At 63.0% G+C, this 22,449-nt stretch carries 25 protein-coding genes; 3 read left to right on the top strand and 22 right to left on the bottom strand.

Annotation, left to right across the window (positions count from 1 at the left end; translation table 11 throughout):
• The first annotated feature begins 276 nt into the window (after positions 1–276).
• Positions 277–1,083: a hypothetical protein gene (locus VIF40_RS13560; RefSeq protein WP_331938041.1), complete on the top strand. Its 807-nt coding sequence runs from the start codon at positions 277–279 to the stop codon at positions 1,081–1,083.
• 270 nt (positions 1,084–1,353) lie between these two features.
• Positions 1,354–1,755, top strand: coding sequence for a hypothetical protein (locus VIF40_RS13555; RefSeq protein ID WP_331938040.1), 402 nt, complete (start codon positions 1,354–1,356; stop codon positions 1,753–1,755).
• A gap of 1,168 nt (positions 1,756–2,923) precedes the next feature.
• Here VIF40_RS13555 and VIF40_RS13550 read toward each other — a convergent pair.
• From VIF40_RS13550 to VIF40_RS13505, 10 genes are all read right to left on the bottom strand, one after another.
• The gene (locus tag VIF40_RS13550; RefSeq protein ID WP_331938039.1) at positions 2,924–4,072 is read right to left on the bottom strand and encodes a hypothetical protein; all 1,149 of its coding nucleotides are present in this window, start codon (positions 4,070–4,072) and stop codon (positions 2,924–2,926) included.
• On the bottom strand, positions 4,072–5,181 hold the full coding sequence (locus tag VIF40_RS13545; RefSeq protein WP_331938038.1) for a flagellar motor protein MotB: 1,110 nt from the start codon (positions 5,179–5,181) through the stop codon (positions 4,072–4,074). Before VIF40_RS13545 ends, VIF40_RS13550 begins: the two co-directional genes overlap by 1 nt.
• Positions 5,178–5,834 (bottom strand): hypothetical protein, encoded by a 657-nt coding sequence (locus tag VIF40_RS13540; RefSeq protein ID WP_331938037.1) that lies wholly within the window; start codon positions 5,832–5,834, stop codon positions 5,178–5,180. Before VIF40_RS13540 ends, VIF40_RS13545 begins: the two co-directional genes overlap by 4 nt.
• Positions 5,834–7,486 carry a flagellar basal-body MS-ring/collar protein FliF gene (fliF, locus tag VIF40_RS13535; RefSeq protein ID WP_331938036.1) on the bottom strand — a complete coding sequence of 551 codons (1,653 nt, stop codon included), beginning with the start codon at positions 7,484–7,486 and terminating at the stop codon, positions 5,834–5,836. Before fliF ends, VIF40_RS13540 begins: the two co-directional genes overlap by 1 nt.
• 143 nt (positions 7,487–7,629) lie before the next feature.
• Positions 7,630–8,541, bottom strand: coding sequence for a flagellin (locus tag VIF40_RS13530; RefSeq protein ID WP_331938035.1), 912 nt, complete (start codon positions 8,539–8,541; stop codon positions 7,630–7,632).
• Positions 8,542–8,876: 335 nt separating this feature from the next.
• Positions 8,877–9,788 (bottom strand): flagellin, encoded by a 912-nt coding sequence (locus tag VIF40_RS13525; RefSeq protein WP_331938034.1) that lies wholly within the window; start codon positions 9,786–9,788, stop codon positions 8,877–8,879.
• A 263-nt stretch (positions 9,789–10,051) separates the two neighbouring features.
• The gene (gene fliP, locus VIF40_RS13520; RefSeq protein WP_331938033.1) at positions 10,052–10,783 is read right to left on the bottom strand and encodes a flagellar type III secretion system pore protein FliP; all 732 of its coding nucleotides are present in this window, start codon (positions 10,781–10,783) and stop codon (positions 10,052–10,054) included.
• Positions 10,780–11,355: a flagellar basal body-associated FliL family protein gene (locus tag VIF40_RS13515; RefSeq protein ID WP_331938032.1), complete on the bottom strand. Its 576-nt coding sequence runs from the start codon at positions 11,353–11,355 to the stop codon at positions 10,780–10,782. The genes fliP and VIF40_RS13515 overlap by 4 nt, the downstream gene beginning before the upstream one ends.
• Before the next feature lie 19 nt (positions 11,356–11,374).
• A complete protein-coding gene (gene flgH, locus VIF40_RS13510; protein ID WP_331938031.1) occupies positions 11,375–12,100 on the bottom strand; it encodes a flagellar basal body L-ring protein FlgH in 726 nt (241 codons plus the stop codon).
• Positions 12,097–12,648, bottom strand: coding sequence for a MotE family protein (locus tag VIF40_RS13505; protein WP_331938030.1), 552 nt, complete (start codon positions 12,646–12,648; stop codon positions 12,097–12,099). The genes flgH and VIF40_RS13505 overlap by 4 nt, the downstream gene beginning before the upstream one ends.
• A 254-nt stretch (positions 12,649–12,902) precedes the next feature.
• Here VIF40_RS13505 and VIF40_RS13500 point away from each other — a divergent pair, with 254 nt between their 5' ends.
• On the top strand, positions 12,903–13,571 hold the full coding sequence (locus VIF40_RS13500; RefSeq protein WP_331938029.1) for a response regulator transcription factor: 669 nt from the start codon (positions 12,903–12,905) through the stop codon (positions 13,569–13,571).
• 71 nt (positions 13,572–13,642) lie between these two features.
• Here VIF40_RS13500 and VIF40_RS13495 read toward each other — a convergent pair whose 3' ends face one another.
• From VIF40_RS13495 to flgK, 12 genes are all read right to left on the bottom strand, one after another.
• Positions 13,643–14,107: a flagellar basal body-associated protein FliL gene (locus VIF40_RS13495; RefSeq protein WP_331938028.1), complete on the bottom strand. Its 465-nt coding sequence runs from the start codon at positions 14,105–14,107 to the stop codon at positions 13,643–13,645.
• 16 nt (positions 14,108–14,123) lie between these two features.
• Positions 14,124–14,507 carry a hypothetical protein gene (locus tag VIF40_RS13490; RefSeq protein WP_331938027.1) on the bottom strand — a complete coding sequence of 128 codons (384 nt, stop codon included), beginning with the start codon at positions 14,505–14,507 and terminating at the stop codon, positions 14,124–14,126.
• An 84-nt stretch (positions 14,508–14,591) separates the two neighbouring features.
• Positions 14,592–15,059, bottom strand: coding sequence for a rod-binding protein (locus tag VIF40_RS13485; RefSeq protein WP_331938026.1), 468 nt, complete (start codon positions 15,057–15,059; stop codon positions 14,592–14,594).
• A gap of 43 nt (positions 15,060–15,102) precedes the next feature.
• Entirely contained in the window at positions 15,103–15,495 is a 393-nt protein-coding gene (locus VIF40_RS13480; protein WP_331938025.1) for a hypothetical protein, read from the bottom strand.
• Positions 15,496–15,500: 5 nt separating this feature from the next.
• Complete coding sequence (gene fliR / locus VIF40_RS13475; protein ID WP_331938139.1) at positions 15,501–16,250, bottom strand: flagellar biosynthetic protein FliR; 750 nt, start codon at positions 16,248–16,250, stop codon at positions 15,501–15,503.
• 2 nt (positions 16,251–16,252) lie between these two features.
• Positions 16,253–18,337, bottom strand: a complete 2,085-nt coding sequence (gene flhA, locus VIF40_RS13470; RefSeq protein ID WP_331938138.1) for a flagellar biosynthesis protein FlhA — start codon at positions 18,335–18,337, stop codon at positions 16,253–16,255.
• Between the two features lie 54 nt (positions 18,338–18,391).
• The gene (gene fliQ, locus VIF40_RS13465) at positions 18,392–18,658 is read right to left on the bottom strand and encodes a flagellar biosynthesis protein FliQ (protein WP_331938024.1); all 267 of its coding nucleotides are present in this window, start codon (positions 18,656–18,658) and stop codon (positions 18,392–18,394) included.
• Positions 18,655–19,074, bottom strand: coding sequence for a flagellar hook assembly protein FlgD (gene flgD, locus VIF40_RS13460; protein WP_331938023.1), 420 nt, complete (start codon positions 19,072–19,074; stop codon positions 18,655–18,657). The genes fliQ and flgD overlap by 4 nt, the downstream gene beginning before the upstream one ends.
• Positions 19,075–19,086: 12 nt before the next feature.
• Positions 19,087–19,497 carry a flagellar biosynthesis repressor FlbT gene (gene flbT, locus VIF40_RS13455; RefSeq protein ID WP_331938022.1) on the bottom strand — a complete coding sequence of 137 codons (411 nt, stop codon included), beginning with the start codon at positions 19,495–19,497 and terminating at the stop codon, positions 19,087–19,089.
• A 7-nt stretch (positions 19,498–19,504) separates the two neighbouring features.
• Entirely contained in the window at positions 19,505–19,852 is a 348-nt protein-coding gene (flaF, locus tag VIF40_RS13450; protein ID WP_331938021.1) for a flagellar biosynthesis regulator FlaF, read from the bottom strand.
• A gap of 27 nt (positions 19,853–19,879) precedes the next feature.
• Positions 19,880–20,929: a flagellar hook-associated family protein gene (locus VIF40_RS13445; RefSeq protein ID WP_331938020.1), complete on the bottom strand. Its 1,050-nt coding sequence runs from the start codon at positions 20,927–20,929 to the stop codon at positions 19,880–19,882.
• A gap of 19 nt (positions 20,930–20,948) precedes the next feature.
• The gene (gene flgK, locus VIF40_RS13440; RefSeq protein ID WP_331938019.1) at positions 20,949–22,436 is read right to left on the bottom strand and encodes a flagellar hook-associated protein FlgK; all 1,488 of its coding nucleotides are present in this window, start codon (positions 22,434–22,436) and stop codon (positions 20,949–20,951) included.
• Positions 22,437–22,449: the final 13 nt, after the last annotated feature.

Here is a 22,449-nt window from a genome sequence, read left to right as displayed (position 1 = left end):
GGAACGCCAAAATCCCGCCTTTGCGTCGCGCTCGCCGATGCGCTGCGCAGGTCGAAGGACCCGATCGAGCGTTCGGCGCCCGCAGCGGCCGGCGGCGTCCGGAACACGGCGTCTGATTGCGGCGCGCCGCTCACGAAATCCGTCGGCCGAACAGAAGCGGAGGGCGCAGACGAAACGCTGCGGCGCAGATCGAATTGAGGGAATTCGCCTCGAGCCCGGGCCGCATCGGCGCGCGAAGCCGAAGAGCGGTCATCCGACGACGGCGCGCGATCGATCGTGGTCGACGGTTGCGGCGATGCAGGCGTAGCCGTGCTTGCCGCGCTGCGCAGATCGAGTTGCGAGATCGTGCTGGCGTCGCGCCACGAATCGGCGCGCGCGTCCTGTCCCGCATCGGCGCGCAAAGTCGAAGAGCGGTCATTCGACGATGGCGCGCGATCGATCGGCGGCGACGGTTGCGGCGATGCTGGCGCAGCCATGCGTGCCGCGCTGCGCAGATCGAATTGCGAGATCGGACTGGCGTCGCGCCACGAATCGGCGCGCGCGTCCTGGCCTGCATCAACGCGCGACGCCGAAGAGCGGCCATCCGACGACGGCGCGCGATCGATCGTGGCCGGCGGTTGCGGCGATGCAGGCGCAGCCATGCTTGCCGCGCTGCGCAGATCGAATTGCGAGATCGGGCTGGCGACGCGCCACGAATCGGCGCGCGCGTCCTGGCTCGCATCGGCGCGCGAAGCCGAAGAGCGGTCATCCGACGATGGCGCGAGATCAATCGTGGTCGGCGGTCGCGGCGATGCAGGCGCAGTTGCGCTTGCCGCGCTGCGCAGATCGAATTGCGAGACCCCGCTCGTGTCGCGCGCCGAGCTTGCGCGCCATGTGGAAACCTCGACTTCGGTCGAAGGCGCGGGAGTCGCGGCGTCACGGACCTGCCCCGAAGCAGAAGCCGAAGACGTCGTGAGGTCTCGCAAATCGAATGGCGAGAAAGCGGCTTCCCTGTCATCGATCGCGATAGCCGGCTCTGCCGGGGCAGCGTCGAATTGTGGAGTCGCGGCGCCGACGTCCCGTCTTTGGACCGGAGCGGCATAGCTCGTCGGCGACGCATTCGTCAGTTCGAATGAAGAGACCGCGCCACTGTCGGAAGACTCATTCGTATCTGTCGCCGCAGACGCGACGTCGGCCGAGGCCCTCGAATCGACGCCTGCCTGTGTCCGATCCATCGCGGACAGCGCAGACAGCGGCGTTCCGCCGGGCGGACCGGCGAACGCGCTGGCGCCGTCAATTGGCGCCGTGAACGATTGGACCGCCTGAATGTCGCTGGAGGCGACGCGCGGCGATGCGTCCAGCAGATCGGTCGCAATGGCCGGGCCGCCATCCCCCATATCGGCCGTGGACGGCGTCGATAACCGAGCGTCGGACTGCGGCGCAGAGCTCGGGAGATTCTGTCGCGCGAACGCGACCGATGTAGCCGTCGGCGACACGCCGGGCATCGCCTCGCTCGACGACGTCCGAGCCGAGGGCGACTTTTGGACATCGCCTGCTTGCTGCGCATTCGCTTCGATGGGTCGCGGCTCGGCTCGCAAAAAGGCGGACATGCGATCGTCGGCGCCGACGCTCGGCGCGATGTCGCGATCGTTCGGACGCTGCGGGCTCTGTGCGCTCGCGATCGAAGGAGCAACGCTGCGCGCAGCGAAGCTCGAAGGCGCGGCGACGTCGTCGTTTCGCGTCGCCGATGGCGCAGCAACTTGGATCGCGCTCTGATCGTCGACGGATGCCGTGGAGATACGCGCCGCGACATCGAGGGCAACTTGCGCCGACTGATCGACGGAAGGCGGCGTTGCGGTCGCCGACGTCGAGCGCGATGCGCTCGAACCGCGGCTCTCGATCGATCGCCCACCCATATCGACGACTTGCGGCGTTCCCGCGCTCGCCGCATCGACGACAGACGCTGTCGCGGTGATGGATTCAGGACGCTGCGGCGCCGTGCTCGAAGACGGCAAAGGCGCCGGATTCGTAGCCGAAGCGTCGCGCAGATCCGACGTCGAGACGAGATGGGCTCCTTCGCCGCCGCCGGACGCAACGGCGTCTCGACCACTCTCGCGCGCGACATTCGACGCGGACTCGACAGCGCTTCGACCAAATGTCGAAACAATGTCCGGGCTCGCAGCGGCAATCGAAAAAGTCGGCGGCGTCGCTGCGTCGGATGTCGGTTGCGCCGTGGCGACGCGCGCCTGCTGCGCGACGACATCGGGCGCGGCGTCCGTCGCGCGCCGCGTTCGCACCGTCGCCGTCGAGGGCGCAGACGTCGCGACGACGGACGCACGAGTCGCCGGCTGCGTCGATGTCGAGATATCATCCGACGTCGCCGCCGCTGGCGGATCGACAGACGACCGTGAAGCGGCCGCCGATGTCGCGCGCGAGCCTATGCGCGCATCATCCGTAGCGCGCAAATTGGTCGCAAACGCGTTCGATGGATGCACGATCGCGCCGGCGGATGGCGGAGCGCCGTCGGCGAACGACGCGCTCCCATCGTCGACGGTCGTCGTAACGTCGCCGGTGGACGTATTGGATTCGGAGTGAGCGTCGGCCGCTCGCGGAATCGCAGAGGGCGACCAATTCAGGTCGAAGACCGGAACCGCTGCGAAGGGCGGCATCTGCGCCGGCGCATTGCTCGACGCGTCGGACGTGGCCGCTTCGTCGGTCGCGCTCCGTCGCGCAGCACGGTCGTCGGAGCCTTCGATCGTAGCGGCGGTCGCGTCGACAACCGCGACACGTGCGGCGGGGGCGCTCCGATCGTCGAGATCAGAGAGAAGCGAAGCAAATTGGCGCGCATCCGCGCCTTCCGCATCACGCTGTCCCTGTGAAGCGGAGTCGGTCTGTCGACCGAGCAGACGGCCCGTCGCCAGATTGGTGAAGAGAGGATCGAGAGTCATCGGCGCGTCGCCCGCTGGAGCAAAGCATCGGTGTCGCTCAACGCCTGCAGCGCGGAGCGCTCCACCGTCGACTCGGGGCGCGCATCGACGGGCTCCGGCGCCGCGGACGACACGCCGTCCGCCGCGCCTTGAAGTCGGCTGATCGCAGCGGTCACGATATTGCGCACCTCGACCTCCGCCGAAGGAAGAATCCTCGGATCGATTTTCTGAAACTCAACCTCCGCCGTCTCGAAATCGCCGGCGAGGCCGGCGAGCGCGGCGCGATAGAGCTCGACGCGCGCGCGCGCGGAGGGTGAATCGGCCAGCGGACCGGCATATTGCGTTTCGGTCGTCGCCAGCGCGACGCGGCCGCTGAGAATCGCATGACGCGCGACGCCCATATGGGTCTCGAAACGCAAGGCGGGCGAGGCGCTCTTCATCATCGCGCGGAATTCTCCGAGGCGTGGCGCCTCGCCACTGGCGGCGGCGCGCAGTGTCGCCGCGCGCATTTCGTCCCAATAGTTGCGCGAGAAGGGCGACTTGGCATATTGCGCGCCATAGCGACGGCCGAGCACGAGAAATTTATTCGAGTCCTGCACGGCGTCGACGATCGACAGCTCGCGTCGCAACGCCGCTTCCTCGACGAGCGAGCTCGGCATCAACAAACGCGCGAGATCGAATAATTCGCGCGCCTTCGCCTTGTCGGAGGCGATCAGCAACCCGCCCTGTATCAGCGCCAGATGCGCCGCGAGCGTGTCGGGGAGCGCCCGCGCGTCGATCGGCGTCAGCAGCTTGGCGGCGTCCTGATTGCGCCCTTCCGCATAGGCGACCGCGCCAGTGACGAGCGATGCGTCGGCTTCCGGAATGAGATGCGCATCGAGGACCTTGCGGATCGAACGGGATGGCCCGCCGCAGAACAGGAAGATCGCCGCGGCGCTCGAATTGCCCTTCTCTTTCCAAGCCTCGCCGTCGATGGACGCAACGACATCCTCGATGCGCGCGATCTGCGCCGGGATCGCGCCGCGCGCCCCCGCCGCGCCTTGCACCATCGCGCCCTGGAGCGTGTTGAGCGCCCTCACCTGCTCGGTGAGCTCTCCCGCTTCGGCGCTAGATGCGAGAGGAATGATCAGGCCGGTCGCCAGAAGGACGACGCGCGCAAAAATCATCACCTTTCGCTCCTGCGCAGCAAGATTTCGATACGGCGATTGACGGCCGCGAGCGGCTCCTTTGGCGCCTTCGGCCGACGGTCGGCGAAGCCCGCGATCTTCACGACGCGCTTTTCGGGAAGGCCGCCGCGCACGAGCATGTAATAGGCCATGTTGGCGCGATCCGACGAGAGACGCCAATTGTCGTAGGTCGCGGATTTATAGGAGCGCCCGTCGGTATGTCCACGCAGCTCGATCTCGCCGCTCTGCTTCGCCAGAAGCTGGCCGATCCGGCCGATGATGTGAACGGCCTGCGGCCGAGGCTCGACGGAGCCGACAGCGAACATGGAGAAATTGGCGTCGTCTGTGAGGCTGATGAGCAAGCCCTCCGAAGTCTCCGCGACCTCGACATGCGGCGCGGCGCGCAGCGCGGCGAGCTCCGCCTTGACCACTTTTTCCACCGCGGCCTTCATGCCGGCGGTCGACGCCTCGCCCTTCTTGTCCTCGACGGGCGGCAGCGCTGCGACGCTGGAGCGCGGCGAAGGCGCGGATGATTTGACGTTGCTCGGCGGCGTCGAAGGAGCCGGCTTGGCGCGCGGCCCCTCGAGGGCTTCGGCCGATGTCGATTTGTCGGGCGAGCCGCTGTCTTCTATACGCTCGTCCACATAGCCGACGCCATGCGCGCTGCGATCGAAAGGATCGCCGAAGGACGACGGTTGCGACGATTTCCGGTCGATCTCGTCGAGCGTCGTCATCGGGTCGTAGAGAAGAGCGGCCTCGCGCTGCGGACTGTCTTTCTCCGATGGCGCAGGCGGCGCCGAGGCGGTCGCGCCCTTGTCCGGAGCCGTGTTGGACTGCTGGCTCTTTCCCTGGCCGGCCTCCGCCGGATCGCGAAGCCCCTTATGCGCGGGATTGGAGTCGATGAGCTGGACGGGATTGAAATATTGAACGATCGCCGCCTTGGTTTCCTTCGAGGTCGAGTTGATGAGCCACATCACCAGAAAGAAGGCCATCATCGCGGTCATGAAGTCGGCGAAGGCGAGCTTCCAGACGCCGCCGTGATGCGCCTCCTCCTCCTCGCCGTGCTTCTTACGGATGTAGATAATCTCGCTTTCCTCGTGATCGCTCATGCGGCCTCGTCTCCCTCGCGCAGCTGCGCCATCCAATCGCCGAGGCGCGTCTCGATCGTCGTCGCATCGAGGCGAGCGCGCACGTCGACGCCGCCGACGTCATCGATCTTGGTCGCTATGTCCTCGCCGTGCAATTTCGTGCAGATCGCTTCGAGCAGATCGACCGGCCCGCTCAGATGGACGACTGGATTTTCGCGATCGGCGATCAGGACCCGCAAAGTCTCGATGAGCCCGACCAGCATCTTCTCCCTGATCTCGCGCACCACGAAGGGCTCGAGAATTCGCTCGACGTCATCGCCGATCCGCGCCGAGAAGCGCCCGAGCGCATCGCGGAATTCACGACCGAGCCGCTCGCTCTCCTCGCGCGCCCAGCGCCGCCGCTCTTCCTCGAGCCGCTGTGTGAACGCAGCGCGCTCTCGCTCGATCTTTTGGTCGCACTCGGCGGTCGCGGCGGCACGTCCTTCGTCGAGCAATTGCGCGCGCATTTCATCCGTGAGGATCGGCGGCATGTCCTCCGGCTCGGGCTCGGGCGCCTCGACCTCCGGCTCCGCCTCCGCCTCGACGAAGTCGATCGCCGGCGGGGACGGCTCGGGCGCGGCAATCTTCGGCGCTTCATCGAAGCGTGGGAGATAGAAAGCCACGGAGCGCGCCATCAGACGCCGCCTTCCGCATACATCCACTGCTTCAATATCGCCACGGCCTGCATCTCATCGGCTTCGATCAACTGCTCGAGCCGCTTCTGCTGCGTGAATTTCTCCTGATTGGCGATGTCTTCGATGAGCCCCGTGTCCATGGCCGCGGCCATGGTGAACTCCGGCGCCTCGAGCGGCGTGAAGGGCAATTCGACGGCATTGTCGATATCGAGCATCGACGCGCCGGAGTCGGCGATGGCCGCCGCGGGCGCCTCCGCCAGCAAAGCGCGCGTCGCCGGACGCAGACCGAAGACGACGAGCATCACAGTGACGGCGATCAGCGCCAGCGCATTGATCACCGAGCCGAGCTGATGGGTGAGCGCGTCGGCCCACCCCGGCGCTTCGACCGGCCCCATGTCGTTCTCGTTCGGCATGAATTCGACGGCCGAGATCTTGACGGTGTCGCCGCGCTCCTTGCGCAGGCCGGCGGCCGTGGAGACCAATAGCTCGATCTCCTTGATCTGCCGTTCGATAGCCTCGGGCTTGGGCGCATCCTTGCCGGTGCCGCCGAGACTCGCGCGATTGACCAGCACCGCGATCGAAATGTTCTCGACCGTGTAGCCGCCGCTGACCGTGGTGATCGTCTTGGACGAGAGCTCGAAATTGGTGAGCTCTTCGTTCTTCTTGTTCTCGTCGTTGGACTGCTTGCCCTCGGAGGAGGAGGCCTGCTTGTTGTCCTGTGGAATGTTGCGATCCGCGCCGGCGGCGCCGGTCGTGCTGTTGTTCTGCGAGGTGGAATTCTCTTTGACGACGCGCACCGATCGCTCGACCCGCGATTCCGGGTCGAAGATCGTTTCATTGGTCTGCTTGCGATCGGTATTGATGCGCGTTCGCACGCTGACCTGGAAATTCGACAGGCGGAGATAGGGCGTGAGCGTGCGGCGGATATTGTCCTGAATATCCTTGGCGACCGTGCGCTCGAGCGTCAGCGTCTTGCCGGGCACGGCGTCGCTCTCGTCGCCTTCGGAAGTGGTCAGCAGCATGCCGTCCGTGTTGAGCACCGTCACCTGATCGACCGTCATGCCGGGAACCGAGGCCGCGACGAGATGCCGGATGGCGTGAGCGGCCTTCGAATCGTCCGGACTCTCGGTTCGAATGACGACCGAGGCGGATGGCGGCTGCTTGGCGCGGCGGAACGAGCCCTCGTCGGCGAGCACGATATGGACTCTGGCCGCCTTCACGCCGCGAATCAGCTGGATGGTGCGGGCGAGCTCGCCTTCGAGCGCGCGAATGCGCGTCACCTCCTGCATGAAGGAGGTCAGGCCGAGCGATCCGACCTTGTCGAAAAGCTCGTAGCCGGCGTTGGCGCTCTGCGGCAGACCTCTTTCGGCGAGCATCATGCGGGCCGGCGCGGTCTGTCCATAGTGAACCGAGACGGCGTTGCCCTCAGGATTGATATCGAAGGGAATCCCGCTCGATTTCAAAGCGGCGCCGATACGGCTCACATCCTCTCTGTCGAGGCCCGAATAGAGGACCTCGAAATTGGGACGCGAAAGATAATAGGCCCCGACCCCGGTTACTGCGAGGACGAGGACAAAGATCATGGCGAGGGCGGCGAGCTTGCGAGGACCGAGTCCGAGCAGATTGTCTCGCAGCTGATTTAGGCGGTCCATCGGGGGCGTTTCATCGGGTTGACGCGATGCGATGCCCGCAATGTGCAGCCGGTGGCTTGCGCGAACTTTGCCGACCGTCTCGGCTCATACGACGAAGGGCCTCGCCGCGCGCGGCGAGACCCTTGCTCGTTTCGTTCGAATGCTCACTGGAAGAGCTTGAGGATGATCTGGCTATTCTGATTGGCGATCGACAGCGACTGGACGCCGAGCTGCTGCTGCGTCTGCAGGGCTTGCAGGCGCGTCGAGGCCTCGTTCATATCGGCGTCGACGAGCGAGCTCACGCCATTGGTGAGCGCTTCGTTCAACGTCTTGACGAAGGCCGCCTGGCCGGTGATCGTCGTCTGGGTCGCGCCGATCTGCGCGGCGTATTTGGTGAGATCGGAAATCGCCTTGTCGGCATTGGTCAGCGAATCCGTGATGATCGAGCTCGAGCCGACATCCGTCGCGGACAAATTGGTGAAATCGGTCGCAGCCGTCGCGCCCACACCCTGAGAGGCTTCGAGAATGCCGGAACCGGCCGCCACGGCAGGCGATACGCCGCCGCCGCCGATCAGCGCGGTCGCGGAGAGATTGATCGTGTTCAAAGAGGACGCCGTAGAGCCGCCGCCGTCGGTGTAGGAGGCGATGAAGGCGAAGTTGGACTGCGATCCGTCCAGAATGTTGAGGCCGTTGAAGCTCGCCGAGGCGACGATGCTCTTCAGCTGATTGCTGAGGCCGGTGAGGCTCGTGCCGATCTTGGCCGTGTCGGCGCCCGGCTGCGCCGCCTGCGCGACGGCCGACTTGATATTGTTGAGCACGGAGATCGTATTGGTGACGGCGGTCTGAGCGATGTTGAGCAGGGACGAGCTCACCGTCATCGAGTCGCCGATCGTCGACAGCACGCCCTGATCCGACTTCATCGTCTCGGCGATCGACCAGGTGGAGGCGTTGTCGGTGGCGCTCGAAATCTTGAGGCCCGTCGAAACTTCCTTCTGCGTGTTCGCGAGCGCCATCTGCGTCGCCCGAAGCGATTGAAGGGCCGTGATAGCCGAGGGGTTAGTGAGAATGCTGGACATGACTCATCGATCCCTTTTGGGGTGAAACTAGTGACGAAGGGCATCCCGGAATTTCACCGGCTCGACGGAAACGGCATCATGCCTTTGGGCCCGAAAAGCCCTATCCGAAGCAGTGATCGGCGGAGCGCCAGGACATCGCGGGAGCCAGTCCACTCGACGACCCGTCGAAACCGTTTCGGTCTCGACGGTTACAGCACAGCCTGCACAGTGATTAACCTAACTAGATAACCTTAATAAAGGTCTAAACGAGCAAAGCGGCCGCGTCGCGCGCGCGACAAAAAAAAAGCCGCGCCCCGAAGGGCGCGGCTTCTTTTCGAGATTTGGAGAGTGGCTGATTACTGGAACAGGCGCATGATGATCTGGCTGTTCTGATTGGCGATCGACAGCGATTGAACGCCGAGCTGCTGCTGCGTCTGCAGCGCCTGCAGGCGGGTCGAAGCTTCGTTCATGTCGGCGTCGACCAGCGAGCTGACGCCCGCCGTCAGACCTTCGTTCAACGTCTTGATGAAGGCCGACTGTCCGTTGACGCTGCTCTGCGTGGCGCCGATCTTCGACGCATATTGCGTCAGATCCGCGATCACCTTGTCCGCATTCGACAGAGTGTCGGTGATCGTCGAGCTCGAAGCGACGTCGGAGGACGAAAGGCTCGTGAAATTCGTCGCCGCAGTGGCGCCGGTGGCCTGAGCCGCCTCCAATATGCCCGCGCCGGCGGCGACCGCCGGAGAGGCTCCGCCGCCGCCGATCAGAGCGGTCGCGTTGAGATTGATCGTGTTCAACGACGAGGCCGCGGAGCCGCCGCCGTCGCCGTAAGAGGCGATGGAATTGAAGGTGCTGCGCGAGCCGTCGAGCAGATTCAAGCCGTTGAAATTCGCCGAAGTGACGATGCTCTTGAGCTGATCGCTGAGGCCCGCGAGGCTCGTGCCGATCTTGGCCAGATCCGCGCCGGGCTGCGCGGCCTGCGCGACGGCGGATTTGATGTTGTTGACGACCGAAATGGCGTTGGTCACCGCCGCCGTGGCGACGTTCAGCACCGAGGAGCTGACCGACAGCGAGTCGCTGATCGTCGAGAGAACGCCCTGATCGGATTTCATCGTCTGAGCGATCGACCACGTGGAGGCGTTGTCGGTGGCTGACGAAACCTTCAGGCCCGTCGAAATCTCCTTCTGGGTGGAAGCGAGAGACGACTGAACCGAGCGCAGCGACTGCAGAGCGGTGATGGCGGAGGCGTTGGTCAAAATGCTGGACATGACTCGTCGATCCTTGGATGAGGTGAACGCGACATCCCGGAAACTCACCGGCTCGACGGAAGCGGCATCATGCCTTGGGCGCCCTGCCCTATCCGAAGAACTCTGTCGAAGGCGCGCCTGCGGTCTCCCATGGCCGCGCCGGACAATCGGATATTACATGCAGGATAAAGGAGCGCCACAAGTCGCATAAAATGCGATTAATGAAGGCCTAAGAGGGATTTGGAGCCGCTATGCGCGGCTTCGGGCGCTTCCCCGAGGCGTCGTCAGGAATACGATCGAATGAGACTGCCGACGAGCAGATTCCAGCCGTCGATGAGAATGAAAAACAGCACTTTGATAGGCAGCGAGATGGCCGTGGGCGGCAGCATCATCATGCCCATCGACATGGTGATCACCGCGACGATCATGTCGATGACGAGGAAGGGCAGGACGATGAGAAAGCCGATCTCGAATCCGCGGCGCAGCTCCGAGATCATGAAGGCCGGGGCGAGCACTTGGAGGCCGAGCTTGTCATAGTCCCCGGTCGTCGCCTTGTCCTTCACGAGGTTCTCGAACAGCTTGATGTCCTTGTCGCGCACATTGGCGATCATGAAGCGCCGGAACGGCTGCGAAATCTTGTCGAACGCCTCGACCTCGGTGATCTGATTGTCCATCAACGGCTTCAGGCCGTCCTTCCAGGCCGCGTCGAAGGTCGGCGCCATCACATAGAAGGTCATGAACAAGGCGAGGCTGATCAGCACGAGATTGGCCGGCGTGCTCTGCAGCCCCAATCCGCTGCGCAGAAACGACAGGGCGATGGCGAAGCGGGTGAAGCTCGTCACCATTATGAGCAGGCCCGGCGCGATGGAGAGAACCGTCAACAGGACGAGAAGCTGCACGATCTTGCCGCTCGCCGCGCCTCCCCCGGACGGCAGCAGCGCATTGAGATCGAACCCCTGCGCGACAGCGGCCGTCGGCGCCAGGAGAAGAATGAAGATCGCGGCCCACCGCTTCATTGAACGACCAGCGCTTGAATGATGACCTCCTGAATATGTCCCTCGGAGCGGATGGCCGCCCGATCGGTCAGATCCTCGTGCAGACGCCGCAGGCCGTCCGAGCCCTCGAGAGTGGTCAGCGTCATCGTCCGCAGAAAGGCGACAATGTCCGCGGTGACCTGCGAGACCAATATGTCGGGCTGCGGCACCGCCTGGGAATCATAGACGATCGACGCCTGGAGACGCACCCAGCCCGTCTCCGGGACGGCGAGATTGGTGACGATCGGCGCGAGTTCCTTGAGCTTCATTTTCGCCGCCCCGTCCTTCGCGGCGCCCTCGGCAGGCGCGGCGGCGCCGTGTCCGCCGTGTCCTTTGTCCGCCGACTCCGCGCTCTTTTTCGGCGGCGCGCTCTCGTGCTGCTGCGGCTCGCCGGCGGACGGTTTGGCGGTCGCGGCCGTGTCGCCCGTCAGCGTGAAGCCGAGGAAGCCGCCGCCGCCGGCGCCGAGCGCCGTCGCGACCACGAGCGCGAGCACCAGCTGCCCGGAGGACGACGAATGCGGTTCGGCGGCGGTGGAGCCAGGCGACGCGGCCACGATCGTTTCCCTCTCTGTCTCAGAACGGCGCGAAAATGTCGTAGGCCTGCTGGCCCCATGCGGGCTGCTGCACCTCCGTCAATCTGCCGCGTCCGCCATAGGAGACACGCGCCTCGGCGATCTTGTCGTAGGAGATCATATTGTCCTTGCCGATGTCGCGCGGCCGCGCGATGCCGGCGATCGTCAGCACCCGCAGCTCGTAATTCACGCGGATCTCTTGCGATCCCCGCAACATCAGATTGCCGTTCGGCAGAACGGCGGTGACGACCGCGGCGACCGACAAGCGGATCTGCTCCGACCGATTGATCGACCCCTGCCCTTGTGTCGATGTGCTCGACTGCAGATCATTATTGACCGAGCCCGTCCATTTCCGCTCGGGCGGCGCAGAGGACGCCCCCGCCAGGAAGTCGAACAGGAACGACCAGGTCGTCTTGATCTTCGAGTCGCGCGAGCGATCCGTCGAATTGCCGAGAACCGCCTTGTCGTCCATCGATATATTGACGGTGACGACGTCGCCGATGGTCATCGCGCGCACGTCGCGATAGAGATTGACTCTGTTCTCGTCGAGCCGCATTTGCGGTCCGAGCGCCGGCGGACGCGTCGAGCCTGTCGGCAGCTGATCGTCATAGGCCGACAATCCGCTGCCCACCGGGCTCATATGCGGCTCGCGCCCGATGTCGCGCGGGTCCGCGGCGCATCCAGACAGCGCGAGCACGGAAGCGATCGCCACACCCAGCCTGCTCATTGCTTCTTCCCGCCGCCGACGAGGCTCGACAAGGCGGCCACCTTCTTGGTCAGCATCACGGCGCGGGAGGCGTCCATCTCGTTGAGGATCGCGCTGGACTGCTTGGGCTGGAGCCGCATCAACATCGCCGCCGCCATATCCTCCTCCATGTTCGCGAATTGCGCGGCCGCCGCCTCCGGCCGCATGCGTCCATAGATCGAGACGAGTCTTTCGTCCGTCTGCTTCAAAAGCGTGTCGTAGCGATCGAGAACGTCCTGCAGCTCCGAGCGCTTGGCTTCGAGCTCGGCGGTGCGCTTGGCGATACGCTGCTCCACGTCGAGCAGCTCCTTCTCCTGCCGCGCGTTGCGCGCCGCGCTGGCCGCCGCAGCGATATCGGCGCAATATTGACGCGCATCGGGCGCCGGCGGCGCAGCGCGCGCTTCCCGCACACGCGCAGGCTCGTCCCGGGAGATCGGCTCCGCCTTCTTCTGCTCCGCCCCGACGGCGAAGGCGCAGGAAGCGAACGCCGCCGCGGCGACGAGCGGGAGCGCCTTTCGCAAATTTGACATTGGCTCTGGCTCGGGCTCTGGCTCGGAATCTGGCTCGACGTCGATATCTGTGACGCAGCGCAGGCTGCCCGATCCGCCTTGCGTGTGGCTTGCACGGCGCCGAATTCGACGACGCCGGCGCGGACACAATCATGAAGGAAGCGTTACTTTATTTGGTTACTATTTCATTGACGCCGCGGAATCGATGCGGCTAAGTAGTCACTATAGTGATTCGCGCAGATTGCCAGGGCGAGACGGATGTCAAGGGGACGGCAATGTTCATAATCGTCGACGAGCGTGAACTGGTGACGAGTGGGTATGCGCGCCACTTCGGCCAGGAGGGGATCTCCTCGGCGGGATTTTGTTCTGGGCAGTTCATCGATTGGGTCGACTCCGCCATCGAGACGGATTTGCTCGCCGTGGAGGCCTTTTTGATCGGCGAATGCCCAGAGCGCGAAGAGCTGCCGAAGCTCATTCGCAAGCGCTCGCAGGCGCCCGTCATCGCGATGAACGAGGCGCCATCGCTCGAGCAGACGCTGGGGCTGTTCACAGCCGGCGTCGACGATGTGGTGAGAAAGCCGATTCACGTGAAGGAGATTCTCGCGCGCGTCTACGCTATTCGGCGCCGTGCGGAGACTCGCCGTGATTACGCCGTCGTCGGGCCGATGCAGGTGTTCTTCGACGGCCGCGATCCTCTGGTGCGCGGCGAAGCGTTCAACCTGCCACGCCGCGAGCGCAGAATTCTCGAATATTTCGTGATGAATCGCGGTCGTCGCCTGACCAAGTCGCAAATATTCAACGCGGTCTACGGCCTGTTCGACGATGTCGTCGAAGAGAATGTCGTCGAAAGCCATGTGAGCAAGCTGCGTAAGAAGCTGCGCGCCCGCCTCGGCTATGACCCGATCGATTCGCAACGCTTCCTCGGCTATATGATGGTCGGCTGAAGCAGAGCGTCGGTCGAAACTATCCAAAATCCACTGAAGGTCCCGACCGGCATCTCGCCGGTCGGCCTTTTTTAATGCGGAATATCGTCTTTCGGGACGAAGGCGAAGCTCTTCACCAATGTCTCGCGCACGAGATCCGCGCCGAGCCGTTGATTGATGCTCTTTGTGAGCTCCTTGGTCAGCGAATTGAGATCATATTTCTCGATCCGCCGAAAATCGAGATTATTGTCGGCATAAAGTCGCCGAAACGCCTCGTCCATCACATAGCTGTCCGCATCGACCGCGGCGCCGCCGCCGCCGTGCGCCTTGTTCGACGCTTCGACGACATAGGCGAATTCCGCCGAAATATAGCCCTTCAATGTTCCTTCCGAGATGATCGGCACGGTGATCGGCTTGACCTTCTTGACCTCGAGCTTTTCCGCATGCTGAGCGGCGTCGGCCGGCGCGCTACGATGCGTTTTCCAATAGGACGCGCCGAAGGTCGAAGCGAGCGTCACAACACAGGCCCAAATTGCGATCAAAACCATTCGCATCATCGACTCGGCTCCAAACTCAGCGATCCCTCGACGACCGGGTGGAATAGGTCCCGTCGGACTCCGCCATTTCGATCGTGCAGATCATGATGCCGGCAATCTCCCGCATCGCGCGAAGGCGGCGCTCCAACAGCTTCCCATTCTCGAGGAGCGTGACGCGAAGACTTTCTATTTTCGATTCGATCGTCGCCGAACGCGGCGTGGCATAGGCGCGAGACGCGCGGGAGAACTCCAACAACGCATGGGTCTTGCGCGCATTGAAGTCCTCGAAATCGACAGTGGCGCGCGACCGTAGCGCCTCACTCTCACGTTCGATGAGACGCGTCAGTCGATCGACGCAACCGATAAAGGCCGCGCGTCGGGCCTCGTGAGCATGATCGCTCCGGAATGGCGCTCCATCCAATCTCTCATCTCTGTTTCGATACGCAGCCATGTCCCAAATCCATTCAAACCGAGGCGAATCGTAATCGAGCAGACACAGACGCGATCACGAGGTTTTCGGGGGCGCCGCGCGCGTCGATAGATCGTGATCGAGAAGCTTGCGCAGACCCAGTCCGCCGGCCTTCGCGATCTGGTCGCCGATCTGTTCGGCGATCATCGACCGCCATACGTCGCCCGCTGTGCCACGACCGAAGAATCCTCCTTCCGATTTCGGAAGAATCGTCTCGAGGGAGGATTGAATGATGAAGGCTTCGAACTTCTGCGTCGCTTCGCCGGGACGAATGCTCGACAACCCCGTCGGGCCGGAGCCATTCGTCGCGATCGGCGATGCGACAAACGGCTTTGGAGAAGGCGGCGCCGTGTGATTGTCGGTCATGAGAGTCGCGAAGCCGTCGATCGAATTCGGCGTCGCCTTCGAAATTTCGCTCAGCCGTGCGACCGCCGCATCGCGACGAGTCGGATCCGCGGCCTTGGCGACTTCTGTGACGAGATCGGTAGCGGGAAAGATCGACATGCGTCTCTAGTCCTTCGACAAAGCCTCTTCTACGCGAAGAGACTTACGGCGCGCTGTAGTCGCGCGACGTCGCGCAATGCTCGATGATCTCGGCAAGCGCCTCCAGCTCCGAAACGCGCTCTCGCTCGATCTCGGCGTCGGCGACGAGTCGCTCGGCCTGCTTCACGCGCTTGGCCTGCTCCATCGTGACATTCGCCTGCCGATCGACCTCCTTGCGCAGCTCCTGCTGCTGCCGGATATTGGACTTCAATCGTTGCAGAACGAGCTCGGGAAAGAGCGCGATCATGTTTCGATTGCCATCGAGACATTCGACGATGCGCGCCTCCTCGTCCTTCAAATCTCGCGCCTTGCGTTCGAGCCGCGACAAGCGCCCGAGCTCGATGCGATGCAATTGCTCATGCACCGCGAGAATCCGCCGTTGATTTTTCCAGTTCATCGCCGTTATCCCGACAAGAGCCAGGCGCCGAACGCCGAGGTGAAAGCCGTGAAGAAGTCATTCGCCATGACATAGAACCAATAGACGCCGAGCCCGATCAACAGCGGCGTGGACACGAAATAGACGGGCACTGTCGGCGACATGCGATTGAGAAAGCCGAAGGCGAGATTGACGATGAATCCAAACAGGAGAAACGGGCTACTGATGCGCAGAGCCAGCAGGAACGCTTGCGACAGCACGTTCATATATTCCCGCAGCAATCCATCGGCCGGCATCCCGTCCCGCACCGGTATCGCGGAATAGGAGGCGAACAGCCCGCGAATCATCTCCCAATGTTGGTCGAGAACGAAGACGAGCGTCGTGGCGCCGAGCATGATGAACGAGCTCATCGCCGGAAGCTGCTCCGCCTCCTCGACCGATGAGCCCAGAATATTGCCGAGCCCTGTCGTCATCGCCGCAGCGGTCGTCATGGTCTCGAGCGCAAAGAAGAACAGACGCGCCATCGAGCCGATCATCACGCCGACGAGAAGCTCGCCGAGCAGCACGAACAGCACGCCGCTCGGCGTAGCCTCCGCCACGACAGGCCCGACGACATCGGCGAGCGACGGCGCCAATGCGATCGTCACGCCGATCGCAATGTAGAGGCGCGCGCGCACCGGCACCCTCTGGCTCGAAAAGCCCGGGATTGTCATGATGCAAGCGCCGATCCTGCAAAATAGCACGAACAGCGTCGTGATGACGCCCGTGAGCCCCATCGTCACGAAATGGTTCCGAGCGACTTGATCTCGACGCCTCGGGCGATCTCGAGGTGCGAAAGAATCGGCAGCGCGGAAAAAAGACGCCCTATGATCATCTTCACATAAGGCCGCGCCTCTGGAGTCGTCACGACGGCGAAGATGTCGCCGCGCTCGATGCGCTCGCGAATCGCCGCGCCAGCCTCCTGGCCGAACTGCTCGATGAGCGACGGATCGGCGTTGAATTCGACGATCTCGCCTTTGGCGTCGCGCCGCAGACTCTCGTGGAAGAACAGATCCCAGCGCGCGCCGAGCCGCAAAACGCTCAATGCGCCATTCACCGAGACCTCGCCGCAAATTTGTGGCGCCAGCCTGGTCCGAACATGCTCGACGATCGGCTCGGCGCGGCGCGCATACGGAACCACCTCGCTGACCGCCTCGAGAATGAGATCGAGATTGCGGATCGACACGCGCTCGGCGAGCAGCAATTTGAGCACGGAATGGAGGCCGGAATTGGAGATGAGATTGGGCACCATCTCCTCGATGAGCTTGCGATACTCTGGCTCGAGGCGGTCGAGAAGCATGCGCGCGTCTCGATAGGACAGCAGCTGCGAGAGATTGTTGCGCAGCACTTCCGAAAGATGGGTCAGCAGCACCGAAATCGGATCAACGGGCTCGAATCCTTCACGGCGAGCCTCCGCGACCAGCGCGTCCGGTATCCAGAACGACTTCAGACCGAAGGCCGGATCGACCGTCTCGTCCCCCGGAAGATCGGGGTGACGCCCCTGGCCGACGATGATGAGATGCTGGCCGAGCTGCAGCTCCTGTGTCGTGACAACGGTGCCATGAATCTTGATCTGATAGCTCTTCTGCTTCAGCGCGAGATCGTCTGTGAGCTTGATCTCCGGTATCACGAAGCCATATTGCCTGGCGAAATTGCGGCGCATCTTGCCGACACGATGCGCGAGCTCGTCCTGCGACATCAACAGACGCGCCGACAACTGCTTGCCGAGGCAGAGCTCGACTCCCGGCGTCTTCAAATATTCGCGGATCGAATCCTTGGCTTCCGCCTGCACGCGCCGATCATCCTCGGCTTTTTTCGCGTCTTCGGTGGCGCGGAGCTTTGCCGCCTGCTTCGGCATGGAATAGGCGACGAACGCCATGGCGCCGCCGAGCATCATGAAGGGGGTGAGCGGCAGACCCGGCATGATCGCCAACACGAAAAGCAACGATGAGGCGACATACAGCGCCTTCGGATAATTGCCGAGCTGACGCACGATATTCTGCTCGGTCGAGCCGCGCGTGCCGCCCTTCGAAACGAGAAGACCTGCCGCAAGCGAAACGATGAGCGCGGGAATCTGCGAAACGAGGCCCTCGCCCACCGAGAGCTTGGTGAACACATCTGCGGCGCTCGACAACGGCATGCCATGCCGCGTGACGCCGATGACGATCCCACCGAAAATATTGACGGCGAGGATGATGAGGCCCGCGATGGCGTCGCCGCGAACGAATTTCGACGCGCCGTCCATGGAGCCGAAGAAGGAGCTCTCCTCCTCGAGCTCCCGACGCCGCGATTGCGCCTGCTTCTCGTCGATCAACCCGGCGGAAAGATCGGCGTCGATCGCCATCTGCTTGCCGGGGATCGAGTCGAGGGTGAAGCGCGCGCCGACTTCCGCGATACGCGTGGCGCCCTTGGTGATGACGAGAAAATTCACGATGACGATGATCGAGAAGACGGTCAGACCAATGACGAAGTCTCCGCTCATCACCAATTTGGAAAAGCCGGCGATGATATAGCCCGCCGCCGCAGTGCCCTCCGCGCCATGCCCCAGAATGAGGCGCGTCGTCGCTATGTTGAGCGAAAGGCGCAGGATCGTCGCGACGAGGAGGATCGTCGGAAAGGCGGAGAATTCGAGCGGCTTCTGAATCCAGAGCGACACCATCAATATCAGCACAGCGAGCGCGATCGAGAAGGCGAGGCCGATATCGATGAGAAAGGGAGGGATCGGCAGAAAGAAGATGCAGAGGATGAAGATAATCGCCAGAGCGAATCCGACGTCCTTCGCGCGTCCCTCGGGCGCGCCTCCAGCCAATGCGACGTCGGTCATCATCTCGCTCCCAGCGGCATCGAACGCCCCGCGACGTCGCGGGCGCAGCCGCCCTCAGAATCCCTTTTCTATACGCGAATACGCATAGTCGGTGAACGCCTGGATCTGCGCGCCGAGGAAAGGCGCGGAGAGCCCGAGAGCAACGAAGATCACGACGATCTTCGGCACGAAGGTCAAGGTCATTTCCTGGACCTGCGTCAGCGCCTGCAGCAACGCGATCACGATGCCGACCGCCATGGCCGCGCCGACCACTGGACTCGAGACGATGAGCACGGTGAAGATCGCGCGCTGCATGATCTCGAGCGCGTCCGCCTCGTTCATCCGCTCACCTTGACGCCCGAACCGATCGAAATGGTCGAACCGTCGGTAAGCGTCGCCGTCACGCCGGAGCTCGATGTCGAGACCGAGGCGACGACTCCGGAGGTCGAGCCGTCGGATGACGACACGGTCTTGCCGATGAAAGAGCTCGCTTGCGTGAGCAAGTTCGAATTGAGAATCGAGGTCAGCGTCGTGTTCGTCTTGACCGCCTGCTCCACCGACGAAAACGACGCGAGCTGCGACACCGTCTGCGTCGGATCCATCGGCTTGGTCGGATCCTGATACTTCATCTCTGTGACCAGAAGCGTGAGAAACTGGTCATAGCCGAGCGTCTGCGTCGAGTTGCTGGTCGAGGGCGTCCCGCTCGTGCTCGTCGTCGCGGTCGCATTGGTGACGGAGGTCGTCGAATTCACAGTCATAGTATCGCCTCCTCAGGCTGCCTTGTCGCTGCCCTGCGCCGCGCTCGGGGCCATTATTTCCAATTCGAAAGGAAACAGCGTGCGAATGGTCTTCAACGCATCGAACATCCGCTTGTCGTCGACATGTTTCGCGGCCACCGCCAATCCATTGAGGATCCGAGGATCGGGAAAAGCGGTATTGAGCGATGCGAGCATGCTGCGGCACATATCCAACGCCGCCGTCGTGTCATTCGGCGACATCAACATCAGCTGCACGACGAAATAGAGCTGCCGCAGCGGCGATGTCGCGTCTTTTGCCTGCATCACATGATTTTCGAGCAGAAAGGTCACGTCGTTGAGAAGCTCGATGCACACTTTCCGATCGGCGCGGATCACCGCGCCATTGAGATAGAGCTTTTCGCCCCGCCGTAACGAAATATTCATGCCGCCCTCAGCTCAGTCCATCGGCTATCATTTGGTTGATTTCGATAACGCCGTCGAAATTGTCAGACCTGCCACAGTCGATTGCCTCCAGCTCACGCAGAACCCAAAGGCCGATCGAAATGAGTGAGGCGCGAAGCGCTTCGGGAAGCGCATTCCCGTCGCTCCCGAGATCTTCGATGAACACTGTCCAGATTCGTCGCACGTTCGCCGTCGCCTCGAACGACTCACTGCTTCTCACCCCTTTGACTTTCGCGACCGCGAGAAGCCGGATCCCACGCTCGAGCAAGGCGCGCTCGCACCCGCGGACCGCAGCAGGGGATTCTTCTACCGTCTGCGCATAGACATTACGATACATGCGGTTCTCTTCGAGTCAGTCGTGCGCTCAGATATATTTCGACAGCGTCAGCTGTTGAATCTTTCCGGTCAGCGTATACGAGGTCTCGAGCTGAGTGGTGAGATTGTTCAGCCGCGTCGAGGCCTCGAAAGGATCGACGTTTTCGAGAGAGCCGATCTGCGTCGTGATCATGTCGCGTTGCGCAGAGAGCGCATCATTCGCGTCAGAAACGCCCTTCTGCATCACGCCGACTTTCGCTCGCAGGGTCGTCAGCCCCGATATCGCATCAGACATAGTCGTCGACGCAGTCTTGAGAATCTGTTGATACGCGGGATCGCTCAACGAACCGACGCCGAGATCGGCGACCATCGTATAGGCCTGCGCAAGCTGCCGTAGCGCCGATTCATTCGCCGATACCGAAGTTTCCGAGGTCTGCGACAAAGAGATCCTGTTCGTCGCCGTCTCATCGGTAGCGTTCGACCAGTCGCTGCTCCATCCCGACGACGAGAAAAGGTCGGCGAATGAGCCGGACAGGAACGTCTGCATCTGCTGGTCGGTGATGGAAGCCGCCCCGGCGCCGCCCTGCGTCGTTCCGAAGGCGCCGAAGAACGCCTGATCGACCGCCTGCTTGGACGTCGACGATGGAGTGGAGAAATAGTCGGCGAGCGGCGCGACGCCCGTGTTCACGCCACCGAAGATGTGCACGCCGTCGACACTGGTGTCGAGAGCCGAGATCAGCGATTTCAATCCGGTCTGGGCGTAGCCTTGGATGGCTCCCTGGTCACTGCCCGCGCCCGATTGCGCGCTGACCAAAGTCTGCAGGAAGTTCTGGGCCGTGCTGGCGAGCGAGCTCAGCGCGGTATCCGTCGCGGTGAGGCGCGTCGAGACGATAGTGTTGCTCGCCGTCAGCGCTGTGAGATCATCGGCACGAAAGCCGTAGGAATAGTCCTGCTGAATTGCGGCGCCGAGTCCGAGGCCGAGATCGGCGATGCGCCCGGTCGAGACCTCGGACTGAGCCTTCGACAATTGCGTCTGAACGTCGAGAACGGACCGACGCAGCGCATTGGTGAGCGATTGGGTCGAAGTGATCGAGACCATTTAACCGTCCGTCCTTCCGTCAGAGCGCCTGGAAGAGCGCGGTGTACATCGCGTCGATCGCGGAGATTAGCTTCGCAGACGCTTGATAGGAGTTCTCGAGGTCGAGCATTTTCGACATCTGCTCGTCGAGATTGACTCCACTCGAATTCGAGAGCGCGTCGGTCGTCTGGGACAGCAGCGTCGACTGATAGGATTCGGTGTCCGTCGCCTGCTGACGTTGAGCCTCGAACCAGCCGAGCGAGGAGGTCGCATAATCCATTAGAGACTGGCTCGACCCGAGGCCTGCCGAGGAATCGAAGCTCTGCGCGGTCGAGAAAGAGGCCACGAGCTGGTTTATGCGATCCGTGAAGCCTGCTGCGCCGGTCGTGTTGTAGACATACGCCGAATTGGTCGGATCCGAGATCCCGCCGTCACGCAGTCGATCGAGATTGCCACCCTGGCTCGGGTCTGCATTGGGATTGACGATGATGTCGCCGGCGAGTCCGGGAATGACGGATGCGCCGGGAACCGATGTCGCGCCCGAGTAGGTGAACAGTCCCGGGACAGAGCCGCCCAATCCCGATTGATCGGTTTCTGCGAAAGAGGCGATCAAGCCGCGCGCGGTCTCGTCCAGCTGACTTTGATATTGGGGAGCGACGACGTCGCGCAGCTGAGTGAGCCCCTGCAATTTTCCCGATTGGAGCGGCATGGAAGCAGAAGCGCCGGTCACCGGCACGCCATCCACGTAGACAGCGTTTCCGGTGGTCGACGCTGTATAGGACGCGCTCGCCTGGAAGGTGACGGAGCGCGGCGACGTCTCGAACAGAGTGGCTCCGCCGTCGGCGTAGATCACCATGTCGTTATTGGCCCGCGTGACCGTGGTGACGCCGATTTCAGACGACAGCGATTTGAGCAGCGCGTCCCGCTGATCGAGCGCGGAGGTCACATCGCGCCCGGCCTGCGTGCCGGCGACAACCTCCGTATTCACCTGTTGGAATTGCGTCAGGATCGAATTGATGTTGGCGACCGAAGTGGCGATCTCGCCGTCCGCCTGCGCGCGCAGCTGCTGCACTGTCGTGGAGGCCGTGTTGAGGGCCTGCGCCACCGCCTTGGCGCTCGAGAGAACGGTCTGCGCGACCGTCGTGTCCGAGGGCGAAGCGCTATAGCTCTGCAACGCGCTCTGGAGCGCCGAGAGCAGCGCTGCGGGCGAGCGATTGGTGGAGGTGTTGGTGGCGGTCCCAGACGAGAGTCCGAGGGCCTGATCAATCTGATCGAATCCAGACGACAGCGCCGATGCAGCGGCTTGCGTCGCGGAAGCCTGAAGCGAATTTTGGAAGAGAGCGGCGTTGGTGGCGCGCGCCACGCCGTTGATCTGCGTTCCGCCATTGGACGTAGTCGAGACCAGGGCCGTCTTGGTCGCATAGCCGGAGACATTCACTCCGGCTATGTTGCGCGATACGACATTTATCTGAGCGGCGATCGTCCCGAGCGACTGATTGGCGATCGCCCCGGCATTGGTGAGTGACATGGGAACCGCCTAT

The sequence above is a fragment of the Methylosinus sp. genome (assembly GCF_036560965.1).
Lineage (GTDB): Bacteria > Pseudomonadota > Alphaproteobacteria > Rhizobiales > Beijerinckiaceae > Methylosinus.
This window is presented reverse-complemented; position numbering and strand designations above follow the sequence as displayed.